This is a genomic window from Pseudomonas sp. P5_109 (assembly GCF_034009455.1).
Classification (GTDB): Bacteria; Pseudomonadota; Gammaproteobacteria; order Pseudomonadales; family Pseudomonadaceae; genus Aquipseudomonas.
Map to the genome: position 1 here is coordinate 4,021,820 of NZ_CP125380.1, position 26,420 is coordinate 4,048,239.

General features: G+C 61.6%; 26 protein-coding genes. 21 read left to right on the forward strand and 5 right to left on the reverse strand.

Annotated elements, in window-relative coordinates:
* Positions 1-15 precede the first annotated feature (15 nt).
* The 3 genes from QMK54_RS18040 (at position 16) to QMK54_RS18050 (ending at position 3,918) form a co-directional block, all read left to right on the forward strand.
* Complete coding sequence (locus QMK54_RS18040) at positions 16-1,293, forward strand: flavohemoglobin expression-modulating QEGLA motif protein (protein ID WP_320401034.1); 1,278 nt, start codon at positions 16-18, stop codon at positions 1,291-1,293.
* 160 nt (positions 1,294-1,453) lie between these two features.
* Positions 1,454-2,995, forward strand: a complete 1,542-nt coding sequence (locus tag QMK54_RS18045) for a DUF3300 domain-containing protein (RefSeq protein WP_110661531.1) — start codon at positions 1,454-1,456, stop codon at positions 2,993-2,995.
* A gap of 80 nt (positions 2,996-3,075) precedes the next feature.
* A complete protein-coding gene (locus QMK54_RS18050; RefSeq protein ID WP_223596112.1) occupies positions 3,076-3,918 on the forward strand; it encodes a DUF2950 domain-containing protein in 843 nt (280 codons plus the stop codon).
* Positions 3,919-3,970: 52 nt separating this feature from the next.
* Here QMK54_RS18050 and QMK54_RS18055 read toward each other — a convergent pair whose 3' ends face one another.
* On the reverse strand, positions 3,971-4,471 hold the full coding sequence (locus QMK54_RS18055; RefSeq protein ID WP_223596105.1) for a GNAT family N-acetyltransferase: 501 nt from the start codon (positions 4,469-4,471) through the stop codon (positions 3,971-3,973).
* A gap of 153 nt (positions 4,472-4,624) precedes the next feature.
* Between QMK54_RS18055 and QMK54_RS18060 the strand changes: the two genes are divergently transcribed.
* The 18 genes from QMK54_RS18060 to QMK54_RS18145 all read left to right on the forward strand — a co-directional run bounded on the left by QMK54_RS18060 (position 4,625) and on the right by QMK54_RS18145 (position 21,588).
* A complete protein-coding gene (locus tag QMK54_RS18060; protein WP_223596104.1) occupies positions 4,625-4,972 on the forward strand; it encodes a metalloregulator ArsR/SmtB family transcription factor in 348 nt (115 codons plus the stop codon).
* Positions 4,973-4,995: 23 nt separating this feature from the next.
* Entirely contained in the window at positions 4,996-6,279 is a 1,284-nt protein-coding gene (locus QMK54_RS18065) for an arsenic transporter (RefSeq protein WP_223596102.1), read from the forward strand.
* Between the two features lie 28 nt (positions 6,280-6,307).
* Positions 6,308-6,778 carry an arsenate reductase ArsC gene (locus QMK54_RS18070; protein ID WP_223596100.1) on the forward strand — a complete coding sequence of 157 codons (471 nt, stop codon included), beginning with the start codon at positions 6,308-6,310 and terminating at the stop codon, positions 6,776-6,778.
* Between the two features lie 11 nt (positions 6,779-6,789).
* Entirely contained in the window at positions 6,790-7,485 is a 696-nt protein-coding gene (gene arsH / locus QMK54_RS18075) for an arsenical resistance protein ArsH (protein ID WP_223596098.1), read from the forward strand.
* Positions 7,486-7,561: 76 nt separating this feature from the next.
* Entirely contained in the window at positions 7,562-8,017 is a 456-nt protein-coding gene (locus QMK54_RS18080; protein WP_223596096.1) for a VOC family protein, read from the forward strand.
* Positions 8,018-8,497: 480 nt separating this feature from the next.
* Entirely contained in the window at positions 8,498-8,905 is a 408-nt protein-coding gene (locus QMK54_RS18085; protein WP_223596095.1) for a response regulator, read from the forward strand.
* Positions 8,906-9,266: 361 nt separating this feature from the next.
* Positions 9,267-10,118, forward strand: coding sequence for a sugar phosphate isomerase/epimerase family protein (locus QMK54_RS18090; protein WP_320401035.1), 852 nt, complete (start codon positions 9,267-9,269; stop codon positions 10,116-10,118).
* A gap of 14 nt (positions 10,119-10,132) precedes the next feature.
* Positions 10,133-11,203 (forward strand): isopenicillin N synthase family dioxygenase, encoded by a 1,071-nt coding sequence (locus QMK54_RS18095; protein WP_110658422.1) that lies wholly within the window; start codon positions 10,133-10,135, stop codon positions 11,201-11,203.
* 44 nt (positions 11,204-11,247) lie between these two features.
* Entirely contained in the window at positions 11,248-12,042 is a 795-nt protein-coding gene (locus QMK54_RS18100) for an ABC transporter substrate-binding protein (RefSeq protein ID WP_110658421.1), read from the forward strand.
* A gap of 64 nt (positions 12,043-12,106) precedes the next feature.
* Entirely contained in the window at positions 12,107-13,654 is a 1,548-nt protein-coding gene (locus QMK54_RS18105) for an amino acid ABC transporter permease/ATP-binding protein (protein WP_320401036.1), read from the forward strand.
* A gap of 266 nt (positions 13,655-13,920) precedes the next feature.
* Complete coding sequence (locus QMK54_RS18110; RefSeq protein WP_223596089.1) at positions 13,921-14,709, forward strand: SDR family oxidoreductase; 789 nt, start codon at positions 13,921-13,923, stop codon at positions 14,707-14,709.
* A gap of 313 nt (positions 14,710-15,022) precedes the next feature.
* Positions 15,023-15,799: an ABC transporter substrate-binding protein gene (locus QMK54_RS18115; RefSeq protein ID WP_320401037.1), complete on the forward strand. Its 777-nt coding sequence runs from the start codon at positions 15,023-15,025 to the stop codon at positions 15,797-15,799.
* A gap of 99 nt (positions 15,800-15,898) precedes the next feature.
* The gene (locus tag QMK54_RS18120) at positions 15,899-16,588 is read left to right on the forward strand and encodes an ABC transporter permease (RefSeq protein WP_320401038.1); all 690 of its coding nucleotides are present in this window, start codon (positions 15,899-15,901) and stop codon (positions 16,586-16,588) included.
* A 13-nt stretch (positions 16,589-16,601) separates the two neighbouring features.
* A complete protein-coding gene (locus QMK54_RS18125) occupies positions 16,602-17,300 on the forward strand; it encodes an ABC transporter permease (RefSeq protein WP_110661022.1) in 699 nt (232 codons plus the stop codon).
* A 9-nt stretch (positions 17,301-17,309) separates the two neighbouring features.
* Positions 17,310-18,422 carry a M14 family metallopeptidase gene (locus QMK54_RS18130; protein ID WP_320401039.1) on the forward strand — a complete coding sequence of 371 codons (1,113 nt, stop codon included), beginning with the start codon at positions 17,310-17,312 and terminating at the stop codon, positions 18,420-18,422.
* 18 nt (positions 18,423-18,440) lie between these two features.
* Positions 18,441-19,205 carry an ABC transporter ATP-binding protein gene (locus QMK54_RS18135; protein WP_110661020.1) on the forward strand — a complete coding sequence of 255 codons (765 nt, stop codon included), beginning with the start codon at positions 18,441-18,443 and terminating at the stop codon, positions 19,203-19,205.
* A 118-nt stretch (positions 19,206-19,323) separates the two neighbouring features.
* On the forward strand, positions 19,324-20,232 hold the full coding sequence (locus QMK54_RS18140; protein ID WP_223590222.1) for a MurR/RpiR family transcriptional regulator: 909 nt from the start codon (positions 19,324-19,326) through the stop codon (positions 20,230-20,232).
* A gap of 222 nt (positions 20,233-20,454) precedes the next feature.
* The gene (locus QMK54_RS18145; RefSeq protein WP_320401040.1) at positions 20,455-21,588 is read left to right on the forward strand and encodes an aminotransferase class V-fold PLP-dependent enzyme; all 1,134 of its coding nucleotides are present in this window, start codon (positions 20,455-20,457) and stop codon (positions 21,586-21,588) included.
* A 409-nt stretch (positions 21,589-21,997) separates the two neighbouring features.
* Here the strand turns inward: QMK54_RS18145 and QMK54_RS18150 are convergent, their stop codons facing one another.
* The 4 genes from QMK54_RS18150 to QMK54_RS18165 are packed head-to-tail and all read right to left on the reverse strand — an operon-like array spanning position 21,998 to position 26,239.
* A complete protein-coding gene (locus QMK54_RS18150) occupies positions 21,998-23,194 on the reverse strand; it encodes an ABC transporter permease (RefSeq protein ID WP_320401041.1) in 1,197 nt (398 codons plus the stop codon).
* Positions 23,194-24,405 carry an ABC transporter permease gene (locus QMK54_RS18155; protein ID WP_320401042.1) on the reverse strand — a complete coding sequence of 404 codons (1,212 nt, stop codon included), beginning with the start codon at positions 24,403-24,405 and terminating at the stop codon, positions 23,194-23,196. Before QMK54_RS18155 ends, QMK54_RS18150 begins: the two co-directional genes overlap by 1 nt.
* Complete coding sequence (locus QMK54_RS18160) at positions 24,405-25,091, reverse strand: ABC transporter ATP-binding protein (protein ID WP_223590232.1); 687 nt, start codon at positions 25,089-25,091, stop codon at positions 24,405-24,407. The genes QMK54_RS18155 and QMK54_RS18160 overlap by 1 nt, the downstream gene beginning before the upstream one ends.
* Positions 25,088-26,239 (reverse strand): efflux RND transporter periplasmic adaptor subunit, encoded by a 1,152-nt coding sequence (locus tag QMK54_RS18165; protein WP_320401043.1) that lies wholly within the window; start codon positions 26,237-26,239, stop codon positions 25,088-25,090. The genes QMK54_RS18160 and QMK54_RS18165 overlap by 4 nt, the downstream gene beginning before the upstream one ends.
* Positions 26,240-26,420: the final 181 nt, after the last annotated feature.

The following is a 26,420-nucleotide window of genomic DNA, read 5'->3' on the forward strand; positions in this document are numbered from 1 at the left end:
CTCAGGAAGATATCCATGAGCGCCGCCGCCCTGTCCGAACTCGATGCCGCCCTGCCCGGCCTGACCCGCAAGATCCGCGTGCTCGATGCCCTGTCCTGGCCCGATGGAGTCGAGGAAGACTTCCTGGAAAAATGGCGCGGCGGACGTGCGCAGTTACCCAAGGTCGAGTTGCTGCCCCGCGACCACAGCGTCGACATCGCCGCCCTGGAAACCTTTATCAGCCGTTGCGATGTGGGCCATCCTGCCGGGAACTTCCTCGCCATGACCGCCCGTAGCTATGCCACCGCCGGGCACATGCTGGGGGCCATTGGCACGCCTGCCTTTACACACTATTCGTCCGCGCTGTACCGGCGCCCGGACTTCTACTACACGCGCTTGCAACTGAGCATGCTCGACGCCGCCCGTTTCTTCCTCAAGACCACCGACGCCCTGCTCGGCGGTGCGCGCATTCCACCGAGCCCGGCCGAGATTCCGGCCAAGGCGTTCGCCGCCTGGATTCAGCCGGAACTGGACCGTTTCTTCGGCGTCGGCCAGATCACCGTCGTGCTCGATCCGAACCTGGCCGCCAAGGCCATCGCCGGATCGAGCCGCATCCGGCTGCGGGCCAGCGCCCTGTTCTCGGAGCTGGACAAGAACCAACTGCTGCAACACGAAGCCTTCGTGCATGTCGCTACCGCACAAAACGGCGCGCGGCAACCGAACCTCACAAGCCTAGGCCTGGGAGCACCCCGCACCACCCAGACCCAGGAGGGCATTGCCACCCTGGCCGAACTGTTCACCGGCAGCATGGACATCAACCGCCTGCGGCGCCTGGCCCTGCGCGTACTGGCCGTCCAGCAGGCGCTGGAGGGTGCCGACTTTATCCAGGTGTTCGAAGGTTTCCTGGCGGCCGGGCAGTCGCAAGAGGAGTCCTTTCGCTCAACCCAACGGGTGTTTCGCGGCGCCGACCTGCGGGGTGGTTCGGCGTTTACCAAGGACGCTGCCTACCTGACCGGGCTGCTCGGCGTCCATACCCTGCTGCGCATTGCAATCCGCGATAACCGACCGGAACTGGTGGGGCATCTGTTTGCCGGGCGCCTCAGCCTGGGGGACACCGTGCGCCTGGCGCCGCTGTTCGAGTCCGGCTGGCTCAAGGGGCCAACCTACCTTCCAGCCTGGGCCTCCGATCTGCGCCTGCTGGCGGCCAATCTGGCCTTCTCGGCGTTCATCGCCCAGATCAAACTGGATGTGCTGGACCTGGAGGTGTTCATGGCATTTGCCGAAGAACACGAAAGCGATGCCAGCGCCCAGTGATCGGCGTGACGCTATTTTCAAGGCAACCTTGATTGTTCAAATGAACTGCTACCATTAGGAAGCTGTAACGAAGCTGAGCTTTGTGGCTTGCATAGTCAGCTCTGACCATCCGTGTATTGACTCACTCATTTCAAGCCTGCCTGACCACATAGGGGGTGCAATGCGCATTCCATTTCTTTACGCGTTGTCAGCCGTACTGTTTCTGAGTGGATCTGCCTGCCTGGCACTGGCGGCGGATGCACCCGCCGCCGCACCGGCACCCGCTGCCGATACAGCGCCCGCCACCGCGCCTGCCAAAGATCCGGTGTTTACCCAGGAACAGCTGGATCAAATGCTGGCGCCCATTGCGCTTTACCCGGACCCGCTGTTTGCACAGGTACTGATGGCCACCACCTACCCCGGGGAAGTCGGCGAGGCGGTCAATTGGTCCAAAGCTCACCCGGACGCCAAGGGTGACGATGCGGTCAAACAGGTGGCGAACCAGCCTTGGGATCCGAGCGTGCAGGCTCTGGTGGCCTTCCCCCAGGCTCTGGCACTGCTGGGGCAGGACCCCGTCTGGGTCCAACGCCTGGGTGATGCCTTCCTGGCGCAGCCCGACGATGTCATGGAAAGCGCGCAGCGCTTGCGTCGCCAGGCGCAGGCAGCCGGCAATCTGCAGAGCAACCAGTATCAGAACGTGACGATCCAGAATGTCGCGGCGCCCGCGCCGGCACCCGCCCCCGCGGCCACAACCCAGGCACCGGCTCCAGCCCCTGAACCGGCTCCGGCACCTGCCAGCAACTCCACCATCATCATCCAGCCTGCCGATCCGCAGGTGGTGTACGTACCCACCTATAACCCGACGACCACCTACGGCACCTGGCCCTACCCGGCATCGCCGCCCGCGTACTATCCACCGCCACCGGCCTATTACCCTGGTCAGGCGCTGATGGCCGGGCTCGCGTTTGGCGCCGGCGTGGCGATCGTTGGATCGTTGTGGGGTGAATGTGACTGGGGCAATAACGACGTCGACATCGACGTCAATCGCTACAACAACATCAACGCCAACAACCGGATCAGCAACAACAAATGGCAGCACAACCCGGTGCACCGCAATGGCGTTCCCTATCGAGACAACGCGAGCCGCGCACAGTACGGCCGCCAACTCAACGGCGCCAATCAGCGTCAAGCCTATCGCGGGGACAACGCCCAGCGCGCCCAGGCACGGGAAAACGCCCGCAGTTCGATGGACCGGCACGGGATCGAACGACCTGCCACCAGCAACCTCGAAGCCCGCGATCAAACGCGCAAACTCCAGTCCGGAACGGCGGGCGGTAATCGGATGCAGGCCGGTGCAGACAGACCCAAGGCGGCTGACAGGGGCCAGGGTACGGCCAGAAACACCCGGGAAAACCAGCAACCCCGTAGACAAGCTTCTGAAGGCAATCTGCAGTCCCGCAACCAGGGCGCTCAGCTGAATCAGCGCAGGGAGGGCCAGGCGCAGACACGTCAAACGGCGAACAAACGACCGGCCGCCAGTGCCGGCAGTGCCCGCAACAATGCCTTCGCCGGCGCACGTTCACCGTCCCAGGCCAATCTCCAGGCCAATCGTGGCCGGGCCAGCCAGGCATCCGCCCAACGCCCCAGTGCCTCGCGATCGGCCGGTCACCAGATCAGCCGGCCGTCCAATCCACCAGCGCGTCAAAGGGGGGGCCGCCGTTGAACAACCATCCTCGAGTGAACGGACTGACGGGCTTGCTCCCACATGTCCTTGCGATAGCTGCCGGCCTGTTGTGGTCGTGCATGGCGACGGCGCAGCAGGCTTTCCCAACGCCAGAAAAAGCCGCAGAAGCCTTCGTCGAAGCACTGGGCACGGAACACTCCGACCAGGCCCGCCTGACCGAGTTGCTGGGCAGCGACTGGCACAGCTACATTCCCCGTGAAGGTGTGCAGCGCGAAGACGTGGATGCGTTTTTGCAGCAATACCGCGAGCAACATCACATTGAAAACCCCAGCGAACGCAAGGCAATCCTGGCAGTCGGCAGCAACAACTGGACACTACCGATCCCCATGACAAAAGACGCCAGCGGTTGGCGCTTCGACATGAAGGCCGGCAGTGCCGAGATCCGTGCCCGTCAAATCGGCCGCAATGAACTGGCTGCCGTGCAATCGGTGCTGGCCTATCACGACGCCCAGATGGACTACGCGTCAGTCGATCGCGACGGTGACGGCGCACTCGAGTATGCGCAGAAAATCGTCAGCAGCCCCGGCAAGCACGACGGACTCTACTGGGCGGAAGACGACAGCGACCAGATCAGCCCGTTGGGGCCTTCATTCGGCAAAGCCATTGCCGACGAAGAGTGGCATGGCTACCGCTTCCGCATCCTGCATGGCCAGGGCCCTTCGGCACCAGGTGGCGCCTACAGCTACCTCATCGGTGACAAGATGAGCCGGGGCTTTGCGTTGATCGCCTGGCCGGCGAAATACAACGACACCGGGGTGATGAGTTTCATGATCAGCCATGAAGGCCAGGTGTTCGAGAAAGACCTGGGACCCGGTGGTGAAAAACTGGCGATAGCGATGAAGCGCTTTGATCCGGATGACAGCTGGAAAGAGGTGCCTGAAGATCAAGCGCAGCAGGAGTGACCGGACGTCATCGCCCTGCTGCCGACGCTCGCAATCGCCAGGGCGATCTTATCTAGATCAACAGGACGAACCGGTCTTCGTTCCCCGTGCTTTCATTGCAGGAGGGTTGTTGCAGTTGGAATCCGCAGCGATCAAGGACCTTTCTTGAGCCCAGGTTTTCCTTGTAGGCAAAGGCAACCAGTTGCGTAAGCCCCCAGCGCGTCCTGGCTTGCTCTATCAGATGCCTCAACGCCAGTGTGGCCAGCCCCTGCCCGCACGCGTGCTGATCAATCCGATAGCCGACTTGCGCTGACCCCGTCGACGGGTCGATGCTTTTCAGATTGGCTCGACCGACGATTCTCTGGCTGGAATCCTCGATGACAAACGGGTGCCAGGCGCCGACGGCAAATCCGGACAAATAGCTTTCGATATGATCGGCGACACCCTGCAACGAGTAAAAACCAGGCTCGCGCGCATCGATATGGGATTCGAACCATTCACGGTTCTGGATTTCGAAAGCGAGCAATGCTTGAGCGTCAGTCATTTTCAGCTCACGTACGCTAAATGATTCCATTCATCACCTCTCCTGGGTCTTGTGCCGTATTGGCTCGAGTCTATCTCATGCAATTTGGCCAGGACGAGCCTTCCCTTTCTCTAGACCGAGTGGCTTGCGCAATACATATGGAAAATCGTATATTCGGATAACCATATGTATCGAGCCAAGCCAATGCTCAATCCTGCCGCCGTATTCAAATGTCTGTCCGACGAAACCCGCGCCCGGGCCACCCTGCTCATCACTCGGGAAGGCGAGTTGTGCGTGTGTGAGCTGGTCTGCGCCCTGGACGACAGTCAGCCGAAGATTTCCCGCCATCTTGCCCAGCTTCGCGGCTGCGGCCTGCTTCTCGACCGCCGCCAGGGGCAGTGGGTGTATTACCGGCTCAACCCCGATCTACCCGCGTGGGTTCGCGACGTTCTGGAGACAACCTTGCTGGCGAACGCCGACTGGCTTGCGCAAAACAGCACTCGCCTTGCCGTGATGGGCGACCGTCCGCTCAACACCTCCCCCTGCTGCTGACCCTTCAACCGTCGAGACTGCGCATGCTTACTGCATTTTCCATTTTCCTGCTCACCATGGTGCTGGTCATCTGGCAACCCAAGGGTCTGGGCGTCGGCTGGAGCGCCTCCCTGGGCGCCGTCCTCGCCCTGCTGGCAGGCGTCGTGACGCTGCACGATATTCCGCTGGTGTGGGCCATTGTCTGGAACGCCACGGCGACGTTCATCTCGCTGATCATCATCAGCCTGTTGCTCGACGAGGCCGGGTTCTTCCAGTGGGCCGCCTTGCATGTGGCGCGCTGGGCCAAGGGTGACGGGCGCCGTCTGTTCGTCTTCACGATACTGCTGGGGGCCGGCGTATCCGCATTGTTTGCCAATGACGGCGCCGCCCTGATCCTGACCCCCATCGTTGTTTCAATACTGCTCGCCCTGCGTTTTTCGCCAGCCTCTACCCTGGCGTTCGTCATGGCGGCCGGCTTTATCGCCGACACGGCGAGCCTGCCCCTGGTGGTGTCCAACCTCGTCAACATCGTTTCGGCGGACTACTTCGACCTGGGCTTCAGCGAATACGCCGCCATCATGGTGCCGGTCAACTTCGTGGCCGTGGCGACCACGCTCGTGGTGCTGTACCGGTTTTTCCGCCGGGACATTCCCAGGCACTACTCCCTCGATGACGTGATGGATCCGCGACGCGCCGTGCGTGATCCCCTGACCTTCCGTGTCGGCTGGATCGTCCTGGCCCTGTTGTTGATCGGGCTGTTTGCCCTGGAGCCCCTGGGCATTCCCGTCAGCGCCATCGCAGCGGTCTGTGCCGCGCTGCTGTTCGCCGTGGCGGCGCGCGGGCATGTGATCTCGACGCGACGGGTGCTGCGTGAAGCGCCCTGGCAGGTGGTGATCTTTTCGCTGGGCATGTACCTGGTGGTGTACGGGCTGAAAAATGCCGGGCTGACTACCTACATGACCATGGCACTGAACCGCATGGCCGAGTTCGGCATCTGGGGCGCTGCGTTGGGCACTGGCCTGCTCACGGCCTTGCTGTCATCGGGCATGAACAACATGCCCACGGTGTTGGTGGGAGCGCTGTCGATTCAAGCCAGTGATGCCACCGGTGTAGTACGTGAAGCCATGATCTACGCCAATGTCATCGGTTCCGACCTGGGCCCCAAGATCACCCCCATCGGCAGCCTGGCCACCCTGCTCTGGCTGCATGTGCTGGAGCGCAAGGGCATCCGCATTACCTGGGGTTACTACTGCAAGGTCGGCGTGGTGCTGACCCTGCCGATTCTGCTCATCACCTTGTCCGCCCTGGCCATGCGCCTGAGCGTCTAGCCCTGTGCGTCCGCCAAGAGGAGTCATCATGCGCGTTCTGTTTATGTGTACCGCCAATAGCTGCCGCAGCATCCTGTCCGAAGCCATGTTCAACCATCTCGCCCCCGAAGGTTTTCAGGCAATCAGTGCCGGCAGCTTCCCCAAGGGACAAGTGCTGCCCCGCAGCCTGAGCACCTTGCAGGAAGCCGGCATTGCCATCGACGGCTTGAGCAGCAAAGGCAACGAGGCGTTCGAAGCCAACCCGCCGGACATCGTCATCACGGTCTGCGACAAGGCCGCCGGCGAGGCGTGCCCGGTGTACTTCGGGCCGGCACTCAAAGCCCATTGGGGCCTGGAAGACCCATCGGACATCAAGGGCGATGAAGCAACGGTAGCGGCGGCGTTCCACTCAACCCTGGCGCGCATCGAAACGCGCTGCCGGGCATTGCTCGACCTGCCTTTTACACAACTTGACCGCGATGCGCTGAAGCACGAACTCGACCGCATCGGCACGCTTTGACCGGAGCCCCCATGACCCACCCCCTGCCCAATCTCGACACATCACTGACCCAGCCCATCGCCAACGGGCGCGACGACCAGCACAAACCGCGCATCCTGTTGTTATACGGTTCGACTCGTGCGCGGTCGTTCAGTCGCCTGCTGGTCGAGGAAGCAGCCCGGTTGCTCGAACACTTCGGCGCCGAGACGCGGATCTTCAATCCATCCGGCCTGCCGCTACCGGACGACGCGCCCTCCGACCACCCGAAAGTCCAGGAACTGCTCGAACTGATGCAGTGGTCTGAAGGACAGGTCTGGTGCTCGCCAGAGCGCCACGGCTCCATGTCGGCGGTGTTCAAGGCGCAAATCGACTGGGTGCCGTTGGCGTTGGGCGCCGTTCGCCCAACCCAGGGAAAAACCCTCGCGGTCATGCAAGTCTGCGGCGGTTCCCAGTCCTTCAATGTGGTGAATCAACTTCGTGTGTTGGGGCGCTGGATGCGCATGTTCACCATCCCCAATCAATCCTCCGTGCCAAAGGCTTTTCTGGAGTTCGACGAGGCCAATCGCATGAAGCCCTCGTCGCTGTACGACCGGGTGGTAGACGTCATGGAGGAACTGGTGAAATTTACCCTGCTGCTGCGGGATCGCCCCGACCTGGTTGACCGCTACTCGGAACGAAAAGAGTCCGCAGAGGAACTGACTCAGCGTGTGAATCAGCGGTCGATCTGAATATTGCTTCATGGAATCCATCGAATTCTGGGCGTGTCGGGCTTAACATGGACGTCGGTTCAACAGGAGGGCTGCAATGGATCTGAAGTTCAGTCACGTCGATGTACTGGTCAATAATCTCGAAGAAGCCTGTGCTTACTACGCACAGATACTCAATGCCAGGATCTCCAAAACGCTCGTCTGGGAACGAGGTGGTCTGCACGTGCGCTACGCGATTGCGCTGATCGGTCAAGAGCGTTTCATGTTGGTACAGCCATTGGCGGGGAACCTGAGGGAGCTATTAGACTCCTCGGGAGAAGGGATGATTTATCGCCACTGCTATTCGACGCCGGATATCGAGAAGGCCTACGACGAACTGATGGTCGCCGGTGTTCAGCCAGAAGACGAAAACGGAAAGCCATTGGCCCGCGCGAACCTGCAATCCCCGTCCGGGACACGCATTATCTGGTTGCCCAAGCGCTTCGGGCACTTCTCTATCGAAATCCTGGAAGACAAGGCGCTAGAGGCATTTGTAGAAGCTGCATTTTCCTGAGTGATGCGGCGATGAACGTCTGTTTTGAGTCGACTGGAACGAAGCGCATGATCCCGCCTCGTACCCCAGCATTGTCCGCGGACAATTGACAAAAAACAGGGATTGGGGGGAAGTGTTCCAGCCGCTTTGGCGACGCCGCATTGCTGGCACAGCTTTTTTTGGGGGCTTTCACTGGCTTGGAGGAACCCTCATTGTCGACTCGGACGCGGTCCCTTGTAGGAGCTGGCTTGCCAGCGATGGTCGTTAACGATAACGCGTATAACCTGGATAAACGCGGCGCACTTGAGTCCATCGCCGGCAAGCCGGCTCCTACAGTTTCCCGGAAATGCGTGAAGAACTTTTTTAGGCCCCAAACTTTAAGAGTCCTTCTCAATATAACGCATTTTTTTCAGCAGATTGGATCCGTAATACCCCGTTGAAAGCACCTACACTGACACGTTATCTCGCCTACTTCGGAATTCGCCGATTAAGGAGCCATGCGTGCACAGAGAACGGGGAAAGCTCTCGCTGGTAATGGAATGGGCGGTCGTTGTTGAGGACGACCCGGCAATTCGCAAGTTGATCGTCGATATCCTGAACGAGATCGGTCTCCTTACCCTGGACTTCGACACTGCCGATGACGCCTTGACCTACCTGCGGTGCATGCCGGACGGTTGCCTGCTGGTGATCACGGATCAAGCCTTGCGAGGTCAACTCCAAGGAGCGGAATTCATAAGGATGGTGAAGGAGAAATGGCCCGCTACCGCTTCGATTCTCACCTCCGGTTCCGTGCTGGAGGCCTCAATAGTGCCCTACTCAACGACGTACCTGGCTAAGCCCTGGTCTAAAGATGATCTGGTGAGGGCTGTAGCAAACCTGCTACAGCCTGATCGCCCCTTCGGAAAATAGTCGTGACGGTTTGCGAACCGTGAGTTTGCCTGGCGCTGCGTTTTACATCCTGGCGTGAGGGCCACCCCAGGTAGATTGTTTTGAGAGCTGTCGCTTGGCAGTCTTCAAAATGATGTCGCAACACCATCATTCCTCGCTAACACCCAACGTAGACACGTATTCGCCCACAAAATCCCTCCTTGCAAGCGCGATAAGTAGCCAGCTATTTGTTGACGAAAGTCTGAAGTATTCATTTGAACTTTCGGATTCTTTCACCGCACGGCCTGTGCCTAACATCGGCTCCACAGCGAACCAGCCATTTGATCGGCGGGTGCCGTCGAAGTGCTTTTGCAGTAGGCCCTGGGATTTTTGAGGATCACCGATGAAGCTGGAAATTTTTCGCACGCTGTGGGGTTACACCGCCAGCAAGGCTCAGGCACTCGAAGAGTTGCTGCAAGCGGGCTTTGACGGCATGGAAGCACGCCTGCCACTGGACGCCCGTGAACGGGCCGAGTTTGCTGCCTTTCTGAAGGCCAACCGCGTGGGCTATATCAGCACTGTCTTCACCGCGTACGACGTGCTGCCGGAACAGTCGGCAACGCCTGCCGTGCACCTCGTTGACCTCGACCACAAACTCGCCTTGGCCGCTGATCTCTCCCCGCGTTTCGTCAACGTGCTGGCGGGTAACGACCGTTGGTCCTTGCCGCAACAAGTGGAGTTTTTTGGCCAGGCGCTGGATCTGGCGCGCAAGCACGGCCAGGTCTGCAGTTTCGAAACTCACCGCTCGCGTTCGCTGTTCAACCCCTGGGTGACCCTGGAGCTGATCCGGCAACTGCCTGATCTGTTGTTCACCAGTGACATCAGCCATTGGGTGGTGACCTGCGAGCGTCTGTTGAACGACCCGGTCGATGACCTCAGCGCTTTCGTCGAGCGGGTCCACCACATCCAGGCCCGGGTCGGTTACGACCAGGGGCCGCAGGTTCCGCACCCTGCCGCGCCCGAATATGCCAGGGAACTGGCCTTCCATCAGCAGCACTGGGAAAGCATCTGGCGCTCGCAGCAGGCCCGCGGTTACCAGGTCAGCACCCTGACCCCGGAATTCGGTGCCGACGGCTACCTGCATCACCTGCCCTTCACCAATGTCCCGGTCGCCGACCTGTGGTCGTTGAACATGTGGATGGGCCAGACCGAACGCGAACATTTCGAGCGATTCCACCACTCAAGCCATCCTTAGGGAGCCGATGCGTCATGCCTGACAATAAAAACAACAGCGCCAGTACTGACACACAAAAAGCCAACTTCAACAGCATCCCGGTGGTCAACATCGCCGGCCTGTTCAGCTTTGAACTGGAACACCGCCTGGCCGTGGCCGAACAATTGGGGCGCGCCGCCAGCGACGTCGGGTTCCTCTACATCACCGATCACGGCATCGACCCGCAACTGATCGCCAACCTGCGCAAGGCGGCCAAAGACTTCTTCGACCAGCCCCTGGACGAGAAGATGCGCCACTACATCGGCACCTCGCAAACCCACAAGGGCTTTGTGCCCGAAGGCGAAGAGGTCTATTCCAAGGGCAAGCCGGACCACAAGGAAGCCTTCGACGTCGGCTTCGAAGTCCCGGCCGATGACCCGCTGGTGCTGGCCAACACGCCATTGCTGGGGCCCAACGACTGGCCGCAGCTGGCAGGTTTCAAGGCATCGGTACAGGCCTACTACGAAGCGATCTTCGCCCTGGGCCGGCGCCTGTTCGGCGGCTTCGCCCTGACCCTGGGCCTGGAAGAAAACTACTTTGACAGCCTGGTCACCCGGCCGCCGTCCAAATTGCGCCTGATCCACTACCCGTTCGACGGTGCGGCCCATGACGCACCGGGACTTGGCGCCCATACTGATTACGAGTGCTTCACCATCCTCCTGGCCGACAAACCGGGCCTTGAGGTGATGAACAATCTCGGCCAATGGATCGATGCACCACCGATTGCCGATGCCTTTGTGGTCAACATCGGCGACATGCTGGAAGTGATGACCGCAGGCGCATTCGTGGCCACGGCGCACCGGGTGCGCAGCGTGAAGGAGGAGCGATATTCCTTTCCGCTGTTTTATGCCTGCGACTATCACACCCAGATCAAACCGCTGCCCGGCTTCGCCCAGGCAGGCAACGACTACGAAGAAATCACGATCGGCGAACACATGTATGGCCAGGCGCTGCAGACCTATCAGTATCTGCGCCAGAGGGTGGCCAACGGGGACGTTCAACTGCCAGGCAAGGCACGTAAGCCCGCCAGTTTCGGACATTTGAAAAATCAGGCGCAACCGTCCTGATTGAAGTTTTCAGTTAAACCCCTACCTACGCCGGAGTCAGTAAAATGAAAAACAATAAGAAAAACCTTTTGAGCCTGGCTGTATTGGCAGCCGGCATGTTCGGCGCCTCGATGAGCATGGCCGCCGGTGACACGTTCAAGGTCGGCATGGAAATCACCTACCCGCCTTTCGAGTCCTATGACAAGGACAAGAATGTGGTGGGTTCCGACCCCGAGCTGGCAACGGTGCTGGCCAAACACATGAACGCCAAGGTGGAGTTCGTCGACACCAAGTTCCCGAGCCTGATCCTGGGCCTGAACTCCGGCAAGTACGATGCGATCATTTCCGGCATGTACATCACGCCGGAGCGCCAGACCCAGGCCCAGACCATCGCCTATGCCAACACCGGCGCCGCGGTCATGGTGCCCAAGGGCAGCGAGATCAACGCGAAGAAACCTGAAGACCTGTGCGGCCTGAAGCTGGGCCTGGAACAGGGCACCACCTGGGTCAAGGAATTCAGGAAGCTGTCCGACGAATACTGCGTGCCGAACAACAAAGGCGCGATCACCGTCAGCGAGTACCCTTCGGCCCCCGAAGTGACCCAGGCCCTGCTGTCCAAGAACATCCAGGCCCAGGTCGAAATCGCCGGCGCCGCCAAAATGATCGCGGAAAAGACCAACGGCCGGGTCGTGATCACCACCGAGCATCCGATCTATCAGCAGACCCTGGGCATCTTCGTCAAGAAAGGCAACGACGAAACCTACCAGGCCGTGCAAAAGGCCTTCGAGGAGACGAAAAAGAGCGGAGAATATGCCGCAATCCTCAAGAAATATGGCCTGGAAGAGCCGACCGCCAACTAAGAACCTGTCCTTGTAGTCTGGTTATCTGCCGCTCCTGCACGGGGGCGGCAGATCGAGGTGCCCCATGCAATTCGATTGGTCGTATTTCTTCTCCCTGTTCTCCCTGCCGGACTTCTGGAATGCCTGCGTCACGGTGATCCAGCTCAGCGCCCTGGCCTGGTTCATCGGCATGCTGCTGGGGTTTGTCCTGGCCTCGGCCAAACTGTCCCAGTCGCCCTTGCTGCGCATTCCCGCGGCGGTCTACATCTGGTTCTTCCGCAGCATCCCGTTGCTGGTGCTGGTGGTGTTCGTCTACAACCTGCCGCAATTGTTTCCCGGCAGCGGACCGATTCTGTCCAACCCTTTCTACTCAGGCCTGCTGGCCCTGGTGGTCACTGAAGCGGCGTACATGGCGGAGATCCATCGTGGCGGCCTGATTTCCGTGGCCAAGGGCCAAAAGGAAGCCGGACGCGCGCTGGGTGTCGGCCTGTTCGGCATGCAGCGCCTGATCGTGATTCCCCAGGCTTTCCGTATTTCGCTGCCCACGCTGATCAATGAATACATCACCGTGGTCAAGCTGACGTCGCTGGTCTCCGTCATCTCCCTGACCGAAATCCTCACGGTCGGCCAACGCCTCTACGCCACCAACTTCCTGGTCATGGAAACCCTGGCGGCGGTCGGCGTCTACTACGTGTTGATCGTCACCGTGTTCGGCTACTTCCTGCAGCGCCTGGAGCGCTACCTGGACCTGAACTTCCGCAAGCCACACACCCTCGACGAGGCCACCATCGCCAGGTTCAAGGCCAGCGCCGAAGCCTTGCCCGACACTGCGCGCAAGGCCGCCGGCAACAACACCACGCCGATCCTGCAACTGAACAACATCCAGAAGAGCTATGGCACGCACAAGGTGCTGCTGGGCATCGACCTGAATGTCGATTACGGCCAGGTGGTCTCGATCATCGGGCCATCCGGCTCCGGCAAGACTTCGCTGATCCGCACGGTCAACGGCCTGGAAAGCATCGATACCGGCGACATCCAGTTGTTCGGCGAAAAGTTCATCGAGGCCTCGGACAAACCCAACAGCGCCCGCCTGCGCAAAGGCGTGCGGCACATCGGCATGGTGTTCCAGAACTTCAACCTGTTCCCGCACCGCACCATTCTCGACAACGTCACCCTGGCGCCGCGTTACCACGGCCAACCGGGCGATCTGAGTGAACATCGTGCCTATGCGCTGCTGGACAAGGTCGGCCTGCTGGCCCATGCCCACAAGTACCCGCACCAGCTCTCCGGCGGGCAGCAACAACGGGTGGCGATCGCCCGGGCCCTGGCGATGGAACCGCAGATCATGCTGTTCGACGAGCCGACCTCGGCCCTCGACCCGGAACTGGTCAACGACGTGCTCAACGTAATCCGCGACCTGGCGAAGGAAGGCATGACCATGCTGATCGTGACCCACGAAATGGACTTTGCCATGTCGATCTCCGATCGGGTAATTTTCATGGAGAACGGCAATATTCAACTCGATGCCGCTCCTGAAACCATCCGCTGCGATGCCGAGGGAGAACGCGTGCGGCGCTTCATGGGTATCGAAGCCCGATCGCCAAACCTGTCCGCGGCAGTGGATCACGCATGACCAGGCAACGACTTTCCTTGGGCTACTTTCTGCCACTTTCAAAAGCCATGAAGTCTCTTTGTGGGAGCGGGCTTGCTCACGAACACGGTGTGTCAGTAGACAGGTGTATAGCCTGGCACGCCGCCTTCGCGAGCAAGCCCGCTCCCACAGGGGCTAGCGGTGGTCCCTGCCCTCAGGTTGTGTTTACCGGCACAGTCGGCATCGATCTCGATCCGCAGTTTGATCCAGGTGTAAACCTATTTCAGGACTAGACAAGGAACACACGCATGAATCTTGGAATTGCAGGACGTTGGGCGCTGGTGTGCGCCGCCAGCAAAGGCCTGGGCAAAGCCTGCGCACAGGCACTCGTCAGCGAAGGTGTGAACGTGGTGATCACCGCACGGGGCGAGGACACGCTGAATGAAACGGCCCGTCAGCTCAGGGCGATAAACCCTGAAGTGACGGTGATCGCCGTGGCCGGAGACATTTCCACGCCCGAAGGTCGGGCGGCAGCGCTCACGGCCCATGAGCATTTCGATATCCTGATCAACAACGCTGGTGGCCCTCCCCCCGGGGATTTCCGCGAATGGAATCGTGACGCCTGGCTCAAGGCGCTGGATGCCAACATGCTGACCCCCATCGAGCTGATCAAGGCCACGGTAGACGGCATGGCAGCACGCGGTTTTGGCCGGATCATCAACATCACCTCGAGTGCCGTGAAGTCCCCGATCGAAAGCCTGGGCCTGTCCAATGGCGCGCGCAGTGGCCTGACGGGATTCATCGCAGGGATTGCGAGGCAAGACAACATTGCCAGTCGCAACGTGACGATCAACAACCTGCAACCGGGCTCGTTCGACACCGATCGACTGCGCGGCAACCTGGTCGCTGCCGCCGAAGAGTTGGGGCAAGACAGTGAGGCATTCCTCGACGAATGCCGTCGCGAAATTCCGGCCAGGCGTTTCGGCTCACCCGAGGAATTCGGTGCGCTGTGTGCCTTCGTGTGCAGCAGCCATGCGAGCTACCTGACCGGGCAGAACCTGTTGATCGATGGCGGGGCCATTCGCTCCAGCCAGTAATCACCCGCGCACCATGGGCGCGGATGGCACAGTTTTTTTCGTCATCCGCCCCTGCTTCTCCCCTCTCCAAACCTTCGCCACCCGCCCCGAAACAATCCTTGTGATACCCCACAAAACCGCTCACGAGTGCCTGCACCAACAGACACTGGCGCGCTTCACTACGCCCAAAACTGATATGTTTTTTTTCAGTTGTATTGCATATAGATTTTTATTGTGTCATTTATAGTCCCGCCGATCACAGGACTGATCCACCGCGCCACCCCGGATGGCGGGCACCCGTTCCCCCCCCAATGCCCTCCAGGGAGTCAACAATATGAACAAGACAGAACTTCTAGGTGCTCTGGCGCTATGCGCTTTCAGCTTGCTGGCACATGCCGACGAAGACAGCCTGCGCATCGGTATCGAAGCCGCCTACCCGCCCTTCTCCTTCAAGACACCGGAGGGCAACGTCAGCGGGTTCGATTACGACATCGGCAACGCCTTGTGCGAAGAAATGAAAGTCAAATGCGAGTGGGTCATTCAGGAGTTCGACGGCATGATCCCGTCGCTCAAAGTGCGCAAGATCGATGCCGTGCTGTCGTCGATGTCAATCACCGAAGACCGGATGAAGTCCGTGGACTTCAGCAAAAAGTACTACCACACACCAGGCAAGTTCGCGATGAAGGCCGGCAGCGTGATCAATGACCCGCTGGTGGACCTCAAGGGCAAGAAACTCGGCGTGCAACGTTCCTCGACCTACGACCGTTTTGCCACCGAGCAACTGGAAAAAGCCGGCGTCGTCGTGGTGCGCTACGGCTCACAGAACGAGGCTTTCCTCGACCTGGCCTCAGGCCGCCTGGACGCCACCCTCGCCGACATCGTCAACACCGATGAGAGCTTCATCAAGACACCGGCTGGCCAGGGCTTCGCACTGACAGGGCCCGACATCAACGACCCGAAATACTTCGGCCGGGGCGCCGGGATCGCCGTGCGCAAAGGCGACAGTGCCAACGTTGCGCGCCTGAGTGCCGCGATCGACGCCATCCGCGCCAACGGCAAGTACCAGCAAGTGATGGCCCGGTACTTCGCGTTCGATATCTACGGCGAGTAAGCCTTACTCCCCTGACCCCAGCCCCGGCGCCGGCCCTTTGCAGGCGTCTTCCGGGGCTTGTCTTGCGCGCCTCGCGGCGCTCGCTTGAGGAACTTCATCATGCTCCACGGCTACGGATCGAGCATTCTCGATGGCGCCTGGCTGACCATAAACCTGGCCTTGACCTCCATGTCGATGGCGATTGCCCTGGGCCTGATCGGTGCGGCCTTTCGCTTGTCGCCGCTGAAATGGCTGGCCATGCTCGGGGAAAGCTACACCACCCTGATTCGCGGCATTCCTGACCTGGTGTTGATCCTGCTGATCTTCTACGGCGGCCAGGACCTGGTGAACCGCATTGCCCTGGCGCTCGGTTACACCCGCTATATCGACATCAACCCCTTCATCGCCGGTGTCTGCACCATGGGCTTCATTTTTGGTGCCTACCTCTCGGAAACCTTTCGCGGCGCCTTCATGGCGATCCCCAAGGGTCAGGCCGAGGCTGGCCTGGCCTATGGCATGGGGGGTGCGCAGGTGTTCTGGCGAATCCTGGTTCCACAGATGATTCGTTTCGCCATTCCCGGGTTCACCAACAACTGGTTGGTGCTGACCAAATCCACCGCGCTGATCTCGGTGATCGGCCTGCAAGACATGATGTTCAAAGCCAAGAACGCAGCGGATGCCACACACGAGCCATTCACGTTTTTCCTCGCGGTGGCGGCGCTGTACCTGATGCTCACCAGCCTGTCCTTGCTGGTGCTGCGCTATCTGGAAAAACACTACTCGGTCGGCATCAACGCCGCCGAATTGTGAGGGGGAGCCGCCCATGATTCTCGACTACAACCTGATCTGGGAAAACCTGCCGCTGTACTTCAACGGCGCCTTGGTGACCCTCAAAGTCCTGCTGATTTCCCTGGCCCTGGGCCTGGTATTGGCGATTCCACTGGCGCTGATGCGGGTGTCGCGATCGCCGCTGATCAACTTCCCGGCCTGGCTCTATACCTACGTGATTCGCGGCACGCCGATGCTGGTGCAATTGTTCCTGATCTATTACGGCCTGGCGCAGTTCGAAGCGGTGCGCCAAAGCGTGCTCTGGCCTTACCTCTCCAGTGCCACTTTTTGCGCCTGCCTGGCCTTCGCGATCAACACCAGTGCCTATAGCGCGGAGCTGCTGGCCGGCAGTCTGAAATCCACCCACCCTGGCGAGATCGAAGCCGCCAGGGCCATGGGCATGTCACGCCTGACCCTGTACCGCCGCATTCTGCTGCCGTCGGCCTTGCGCCGGGCATTGCCGCAGTACAGCAACGAAGTGCTGATGATGCTGCAAACCACCAGCCTGGCCTCCATCGTCACCCTCGTCGACATCACCGGCGCCGCACGCACGGTCAGCTCACGGTTCTACCTGCCCTTCGAGGCGTTTATCACCGCCGGGCTTATCTACCTCGCCCTGACCTTCATTCTGGTGCGTCTGTTCAAGCTGGCCGAGCGCCGCTGGCTGGCGTATCTGGCACCGCGCAAGCACTAAGGAGCTGCTATGGAGCACATTCAATATTTGTTGCCGTGGAGTGCCTCGGGCACTGAACGAAAGCTGTCGCTGTTTCGTTTTGGCAGCGGACCACGCAAAGCCTACATCCAGGCGTCCCTGCATGCCGACGAGCTGCCGGGGATGCGCGTCGCCGTCGAGCTCAAGCGCCGTCTGCTGGAACTGGAAACACAAGGCCGCCTGAGCGGGGTGATCGAGTTGGTGCCCATGGCCAATCCGATCGGTATCGCCCAGATGTTCCAGGCCACCCATCAGGGGCGCTTCGAGTTCTCCAGCGGCAAGAACTTCAATCGCGACTTCCCGGCGTTGGTCGATGCCATCGCACCGCTGCTCGAAGGCCGATTGGCAGACGATGCCGACGCCAACATCGCACTCATCCGCCGCGCCATGGGTGATGCCCTCGCCGCCATGCCGGCAGCGGACTCGGAACTCGACGGTCTGCGCCGCCTGTTGCTGCAGCATGCCTGTGACGCCGATGTGGTGCTGGACCTGCACTGCGATTTCGAATCGATCATGTTGCTGTACGCAATGCCGCAACACTGGCCGCGTTTGCAGTCCCTGGCCGCTCGCCTCGGCGCCGGGGTCACGCTGCTGGCCGAAGATGCCGGCGGCAGTGCCTTCGACGAAGCCTGCGCAATCACCTGGCTACGCCTGGCCGAGCGGTTTCCTGAAGCCAATATCCCCCTGGCGTGCACCGCCACCACCATCGAATTGCGTGGCATGGCGGACACCGAACGCGAGCAATGCGTCGACAGCGCCCACGCCATTCTCGGCTATCTCGCCGATCAAGGCCTGATCAGTGATGACTGGCCAGCAGTACCGCCGAGCCATTGCCTGGCCGTGCCATTCGCTGGCGCGCAGTACGCCTGTGCGCCCCATCCGGGTGTGGTGAGTTTTCTGCAACCGCTGGGCGCGCAGGTCAAGGTTGGCGATCCGCTATTCGAGGTCATCGACCCGCTGACCGACCGCCATAGCGTGGTGCGCGCCAGCACCGACGGCATTCTCTATGCCCGCGAACGGCTGCGCTTTGCCCAGCCGGGGTTGTGGCTGGCCAAGGTTGCAGGTTCTACCCCCATTCGCCAGGGTCGCTTGCTCAGCGACTGATTCCAGAGAGTTCAAACCATGTACAAACTTGAAGTTCAGGACCTGCATAAAAGCTACGGCGCGCACCAGGTGCTCAAGGGCGTGTCCCTGCAAGCACAGGCCGGAGACGTGATCAGCATCATCGGCTCCAGCGGCTCTGGCAAAAGTACCTTCCTGCGCTGCATCAACCTGCTGGAGCAACCCAACGCCGGCAATATCGTGCTCAATGGCGAACCGCTCAAGCTGGTGGCCAACAAGTCCGGCGGACTGAAGGCGGCCGAGCCCAGGCAGTTGCAACGCATGCGTTCGCAGCTGTCGATGGTGTTTCAACACTTCAACCTGTGGTCACACATGAGCGCCCTGGAAAACGTCATGGAAGCCCCGGTGCATGTGCTGGGCCTTGGCAAGAAAGAGGCACGGGAAAAGGCCGAGCACTACTTGAACAAAGTCGGTGTGGCGCACCGCATGAACGCCTGGCCGGCGCATATGTCCGGTGGCGAGCAACAGCGCGTGGCCATAGCCCGCGCACTGGCGATGGAACCGCAAGTGATGCTGTTCGATGAGCCGACGTCGGCGCTCGACCCCGAACTGGTTGGCGAAGTGCTCAAGGTCATGCAGGACCTGGCGCAGGAAGGCCGCACCATGGTGGTGGTGACTCACGAAATGGGCTTTGCCCGCGAGGTTTCCAACCAACTGGTATTCCTGCACAAGGGCGTCGTCCAGGAGCGCGGCGACCCTCGTGAAGTGCTGATCAACCCGCAGTCCGAACGCCTCCAGCAGTTTCTGGCCGGGAGCTTGAAGTAACCCCCCACCCACTGCTCGGCGCTGCCCTGACAGGGCTGGCTTCGGATACACTCCAGCCAACCTTGTCAGGGCATCAGGCACAGCCCTTCTCCCACCCTCAGGAACTGTTGAGCCGGATATGCCCACCCCATCGAAAGACACCACGGTCTATGCCGCGCCGGTCATGCGCAAACTCACGGAAATAGTTTCCGAACTGCCACCGTCACTGCGCAAGGTGGCGGACTTTATCCTGCGTCATCCGCTCAAGGCCGCGACGCTGACCATCGAAGAGATGGCCCACGCAACATTGACCTCACCCGCCGCCGTCAATCGCCTGGCCAAAGCGCTGGACCTCGGTGGCTACAGCGGCATGAAGGCCGAACTGGTCGCAACGTTGCAGCAGATGGTCTCGCCGGTCGACAAACTGCGCAACGAACTTGCCCACCGCCCGGGCGGCGCGTTTGGCCTGCATGAACAACTCCAGAGCGCCAGCAGCAACCTGGCCACGGCGGTGACCAACAACCACGCCGACACCTTTGAAGCCTTCGTCACTCGCCTGACCACGGCACGCAAAATCTACATCCTGGGCTTTGGCAATAGCGTCTACTTCGCCGGCCTCGCCGCCTCGACCCTGATGCCCTTCTGTGCGGACGCCACGGCCATCAGCATGGAGGGCGGCAACGAAAACGCCGCGTACCGACTGGCCGCAATCACCGACCAGGACGTGCTGCTGGCCATCGCCCTGCCGCGCTACTCCCTCGACACCCTGCAACTGGCACGCTTCGCCAATGAACGCGGCGCAACGGTGCTGGCAATTACCGACTCACCCGCCTCGCCACTCACCGGCATTGCCGAGCACACGCTGTTCGCGCCTTGCGATCACCCGGTGCTGACCAGCTCCAACATCGCCGTGCTGGCCCTGATCGAAGGCCTGGTCGCCGGCGTGATGGCGCGCAACAAAGAAGCGGTCAAACTGGCCACCGAACTGACTGAAAGCGTGATGTCGTACCTGCACATCCCGGCCAGCGGTAAACCAGCGAAAAAGTGATTGCGTACTGGATTTGCCTGACAGACCCGTGCCGCCATTGGCAGCCATGGGTTGAGTCCACAGTCGAAAGCGGCGCAATCTGTGCAGTCAGAACCAGTTGCCGCCCACAGGTGCTGCCAGCCGCTCGACAGAAGTCGCATTTCAATCCCGGGCAATCTTGTCATTTGCCAAGGCTTAGGGCAGGGTCGATAGCACTGACATCTCTGCCAAAGGAGTCACCCCATGTCAAAGCTATATCCCAGTATCGATCCTGAGGGGCTGGTCGAGTACTCAGTGGTCTACACCGACCGCTCGCTCAACCACATGTCGCAGTCATTTCAAGCCGTGATGAAGAACATTTCCAGGACCTTGAAACAGGTCTACAACGCCCAGGCTGTCGCGGTGGTCCCGGGCAGCGGCACATTCGGCATGGAAGCGGTGGCGCGACAGTTTGCCACCGACCAGCAATGCCTGGTGATACGCAACGGCTGGTTCAGTTATCGCTGGAGCCAGATCCTTGAGATGGGCAACATCCCGGCGGCCACCACGGTGCTCAAAGCCCGACCGGTCGACACGGGTCGCCAGGCTGCCTACGCCCCACCCCCTCTGGACGAAGTGCTGGCAGCCATTGCGGCTTCGAGGCCGCAGATTGTCTTCGCCCCCCACGTTGAAACTTCATCAGGGATTATCCTGCCCGACGACTACCTGCGGGCCGTCGGCGATGCCGTGCATGCGGTGGGTGGCCTGTTCGTGCTGGACTGCATCGCCTCAGGCACGATTTGGGTCGATATGCACAAATGCGCAGTCGACCTGCTGATCAGCGCACCGCAGAAAGGCTGGAGCGCCTCCCCTTGCTGCGCCCTGGTGATGCTCAGTGCTTTGGCCCTCGAGCGCATCGAGCAGACGCAGAGCAGCAGCTTCGCCTGCGACCTGAAAAAGTGGCTGCAGATCATGCAGGCCTACGAACAGGGCGGACATGCCTACCATGCGACCATGCCCAGCGATTCCCTCGCGCGCTTTAACGAAGTGATGAAAGAGACGCAAGCCTACGGTTTCGACAAGGTCCGCGGCGAACAACAGGCCCTGGGCGATCGGGTGCGCGCGATGTTGACCGGCAAAGGCATCAAAAGCGTGGCCGCCGCCGGCTTTCAGGCCCCTGGTGTAGTAGTGAGCTACACCGATGATGCCGACATCAAGAACGGCAGGAAATTTGCCGACCACGGCCTGCAGATCGCCGCCGGCGTGCCGTTGCAATGCGACGAGCCGGCCGACTTCCAGACTTTCCGCATCGGTCTGTTCGGACTCGAAAAACTGCACAATATCGAGCGCACGGTCAGCACCCTCGAGCAGGCACTGGACGAGGTGATGGTTAACTAAGCCCTCATCTTGCCCACAGCACATACCGAACCGGTGAATTCCAGGCAGGCATCCTGCCATGGGCACTGGCTGTATGACTTGGATCGACCCTAAGCGGTCAGGTGTTGGACTCAGTTTTTGCCGCCGCCAACCCATTAAAATGGTTCTTCACGCAATCCCGGGAAACACGCAATACCTGTAGGAGCCGGCTTGCTGGCGATGGACTCAAGGGCGCCGCGTTTATCCGGTTTACACGCGGTATCGTTAACGACCATCGCTGCGATGCGGCGACCCGACAAGCCAGCTCCTACAAGGGACCGCGTGACCTCCAAACCTGTGAAAGCCCGAAAAAAACCACCAGCCCAGCGCCGGCGTGTTCGCTATCGTCACGCAGCGTACAGCTAGCCCGTCAGACTCATTGGCCTGGCCACTATTCACTGTGCAGAGCCGCCACCGGATGCAGGCGGGCCGCCCGCAGTGCCGGAGCCAGGCCGGCGAGAATGCCGAGCACCGCCGCCAGCAGCAGCGCCAGCAGCAGATACAGCGGTTGCAGCGCCAAGGGCAGGCTCGGCATCGCCAGGTGCAGTAGTCCGAGCAGGAGGCCCATCAACAGCAGACCCAGCAGACCACCGGCCAGGGACAGCAGCGTCGCTTCGGCGAGAAACAGCCCGAGCACCTGCCGCGGACTGGCACCAATCGCCCGCAACAGGCCAATTTCCGCCGTGCGCTCGCCCACAGTGGTGGTCATGATGGTGAGAATGCCGACGGCGCCGACCAACAGGGAAATACCCCCCAAGGCACCGATGGCCAGGCTCAGGGTGCCGAGAACGCGGTTGAAGCTGCGCAGCATGTCGTCCTGGGTGGTCAGACTGAAATCCTCCGCGCCGTGCCGTTCGCCAAGCACCTGGCGAATCTGCCGACTCAACGTTCGCGAAGTGGTGCCGGCACCGAACACCACATGGACTTTGACCACCCCGGTGCGATTGAACAGGCTTTCGGCCCAATCCACCGGGATGTAGGCGATATCGTCAAGGTTGAAGCCGAGCAACTGGCCCTTCTGCGCCATCACGCCGATCACCCGGAAACGCACGCCGCCGACGCGGATCAGTTCGCCCAGCGGATTGCGTGCACCGAACAGTTCGACACGCAGCTGATGGCCGAGCACCACATAGGGCGGCGAATGACCGTCACGGGCCGCGGGCAGGAACTCGCCCAGGCTCAGCTGCATGCGCCAGGCCTGCGCCAGCTGATGGCCGCCACCGAGAATGTCGCTGCGCCGGCTCAGTTGACCGAACTGGATATCCCCGCTGCCCGGAATGATCGGCACCGCCGCCTCGACATGCGGCAAGCGCCGCAGGGCGTCGGTATCCCTGATAGTCAGGGGTCGTACGCTGCCGAGCAGACCGCCGAGGCCGCTGGTCTGGGTCTTGCCCGGGCGCACGGTGATGATCCGCGTACCAAACTGCGAGAAGTTCTCCAGCACATAGCCGCGCACGCCTTCGCCTATGGCCGTGAGCAGCGCCACGGCGGCTATCCCGATCGCTATCCCGAGCAGGGTCAGCAGGCTGCGCAAGGGTCGACAGGTCAGCGCCGAGCTGGTCAGCCGCAAACCATCTTGCCAGCGCATCAGTGCGCTCCCGGCGGGCGTAGCGCCGCCACCGGTTCCAGCGCCGAGGCCCGAGCGGCCGGCAGCCAGGCGAACAGCAGCGCCGTGCCGAGTGCCAGCAGCACCGCGCTAACCCGCGCCCACCAGGGTGCATAGAGCGGCAGATCGAACGCCAGGCGCCCCAGCCAGAGCAAGGTTTCGGCCAGCAGTAGCCCCGCAAGCGCCCCCGTCAGGGCGAGCAGCGCCGCCTCGCCGAGGAACAGCAGGCGCAGCTGCGCTGCCGTCACACCGATGGCTTTGAGCAGGCCGATCTCGGCGCTGCGCTGGCTCACCGCAATCCAGGTCACGTTCATGATCAGGATGCCGGCCACCAGCAGGCTGATCGCGGCAATCCCGGCCACCGCCAGGGTCAGCACCGCGAGTATCTCGTCGAAGGCGCTGAGCAGGCTGTCCTGGCTGATCAGGGTGATGTCTTCCTTACCCTCGTGGCGCTCCTTGAGCGCGGCGAGTATCAGCCGCTTGCTACGGTCGAGAAAACTCGGACCACGCACCTCGACAAATACCCGCAACAACCCCTCGCGATTGAACAAGGCCTGGGCACTGGCCACCGGGATGATCAACATCTCGGCGAAATCCATCCCCAGGGATTCGCCCCGCTCACTGAGGATGCCGACCACCCGGAAGCGCCGGTCGCCGGCGCGCAACCATTCACCCAGGGCCGGGCGCGCACCGAATAGCTCGCGCCGGAGTTTGCCGCCGATCACGCAGACGGCCTCGGCCTGCCCAGGGTCCAGCGCCGGCAGGGGCTGACCCTGGACGACCGTCAGTTGGCGAATGGCGAAGAAGTCCCGGGTGGTGCCCAGGGTCAGCACCTCACGATTGCGGTTGCCGACTATCACCTCCATCTGCCCCGCCTGCATCGGCGCGACCCGGCGGATGCCCGGCAACTGGGTAATGGCCTGGACGTCTTGCAAGGTCAACTCGTGCGGCGTCAGGCCGGTGAGCGGCGGCATGCGCCCCGTGGTTTCCTTGCGGCCCGGGAAAACGATCAGGATGTCGCGTCCGAGCAGCGAGAACTCGTTCAGGACGAAGGCCCGCGCCCCCGCGCCGAGACCGGTGAGCAGATTGACCGCAACCACCCCGATAGCGATGGCCAGCAGCAGCATCAGGCTGCGCGAGCGATGCCCACGCAAGGCGCCGAGCCAGAAACCCAGGGCATCGGCGGCGCGCATCAGGCCAGCGCCGGCTGCGGCGCAGCACTGTGGATCCGCCCGTCACGCATGTGCAACTGGCGCTGCGCGCGGGCGCCCAGGCTGGCGTCGTGGGTCACCACTATCAGGGTCAGGCCCTCGCCGTTGAGCTCCTCCAGCAAGCTGAAGACCTCGGCGCCGGCCTGGCTATCGAGATTGCCGGTGGGTTCGTCGGCCAACAACAGCGCCGGTTGCATGATCATCGCCCGGGCGATGGCGACGCGCTGGCGCTGACCACCGGACAGCTCGGCCGGGCGGTGGGCAATGCGCTCGCCCAGCCCCAGGCGCGCCACCAATTGGCTGCTGCGCTTGCGCCGTTGCGCCGCGCCGATGCCGGCGAGGACCATCGGCAGCTCGATGTTTTCCAGCACCGTCAGCCGTGCGATCAGGTGGTAGGACTGGAACACGAAACCGATCAGTTGGCTGCGCAATTGGGCGCGCCGCGCCTCGCTCAGCGTCGCCGTAGCCTCACCCTGCAGCCAGTATTCGCCGGCGCTCGGCGCATCGAGCAAACCGAGGATGTTCAGCAGGGTCGACTTGCCCGAGCCCGATGGGCCCATCACTGCCATGTAGTCACCGGCGGCGATGTCCAGATCCAGGCCGTCCAGCCCCATCACCTGCTGCTCGCCCAACTGGAAGGTGCGGCTGCCGCCGCGCAGGCGGATCATTGCTTAGTCTCCGGCGCATCCACCGGGATCACCGCCACGGTGTCCTTGAGCCCTTCCTGCTCGAGGCTGGCGACTATACGCGCGTCCTCGTCCAGCCCTGCGAGCACCTCGGTCCAGCGCCAGTTGCTCAACCCGGTTTGCACCTTCACCTCGCGCAACACCCGGGCGTTCGGGTCATATCGCAGCACGCGCTGTCCCTCCAGCAGGGTCTCAGTGGGGATGCGCAAAGCACGTGGGCGCTGCTCCAGGAGGATCTCGACATCGGCGCTATAGCCGGTGAGCAAGACCAGATCGGCCGGCGGCTGGTCGAAGCGCACCTCGACATCGACGGTGCGCGCCTGCTTCTCCAGTTCACGCACATAGGGCGCGATGCGGCTGACGCGGCCGGCGAATTGCTGGCCACGGAAGGCATCCAGGCTGATCCGCACGGCGGTTCCGGGGCGAACCCGGGCAGCGTCCACCTCATCGATAGGCGCTTCGACATACAGGCAGCTGTCGTCGATCAGGTCGACCGCCGGCGGCGTGGGAATACCCGGCGGCGAAGGGGTGACGAACTCGCCGAGTTCGCCGTTGATTTCTGCGACTATGCCGGCGAATGGCGCACGCAGGGTCGCCTGCTCCAGCAGTGAACGCTGCAACTGCAGGTTGGCGTCGGCCTCGCGGATCAGCACGGCACTGGCACTGCACATCAGCTTCGCCAGGCGAGCCTTGGTCTCGGCCTGGTCGAGGCGATCGGCGGCAACCAGCTTGCGGTCGGCCAACTGGCCCAGGCGATCGAGGTCGCGCCGGTCCAGATGCGCCTGCTGGCAGCGCTGTTCGCCGGCGTTGCGTTTGGCCTCCAGACGCGCCTCGGCCTCCTGCAGCCGGGCCTGTTGCTCGACCTGCCGCAGGCGCATGAGCACCTGACCCGCCTGGACCCGCTGGCCCTCGCTGATCAGCAACTCGGCAACCTGGCCGCCGACATTGAAGGACAGATGCGAGCGTCGACAGGACTTCAGCGTACCCGCGCGAGTATTGGCCACCAGCGTCTCTACCGGCCCCCGCTCAACCTCCAGCAGCCTGACCGGCAACGGCTGTGGTCGGCTCAACCAGCCGCCCAGTACCACCAGACAGGCCAGCATCGACGAGCCAATCAATAATTTGCGCATGGACTGAACCTCCTCCCCACATGGCTTGAGCCTAGGTCAGGAGGGTAAAAGCTCAACGCGAAACGTCATTTATCCGACGATTTTCAGACGAGCGTCAGATAAATGGCGTAATGAGATTTATTTCTCTCGTAACTGCTGTTGCCCTGCCATGCCGGGTTCATAAAATTCCATGCCGCGGCGA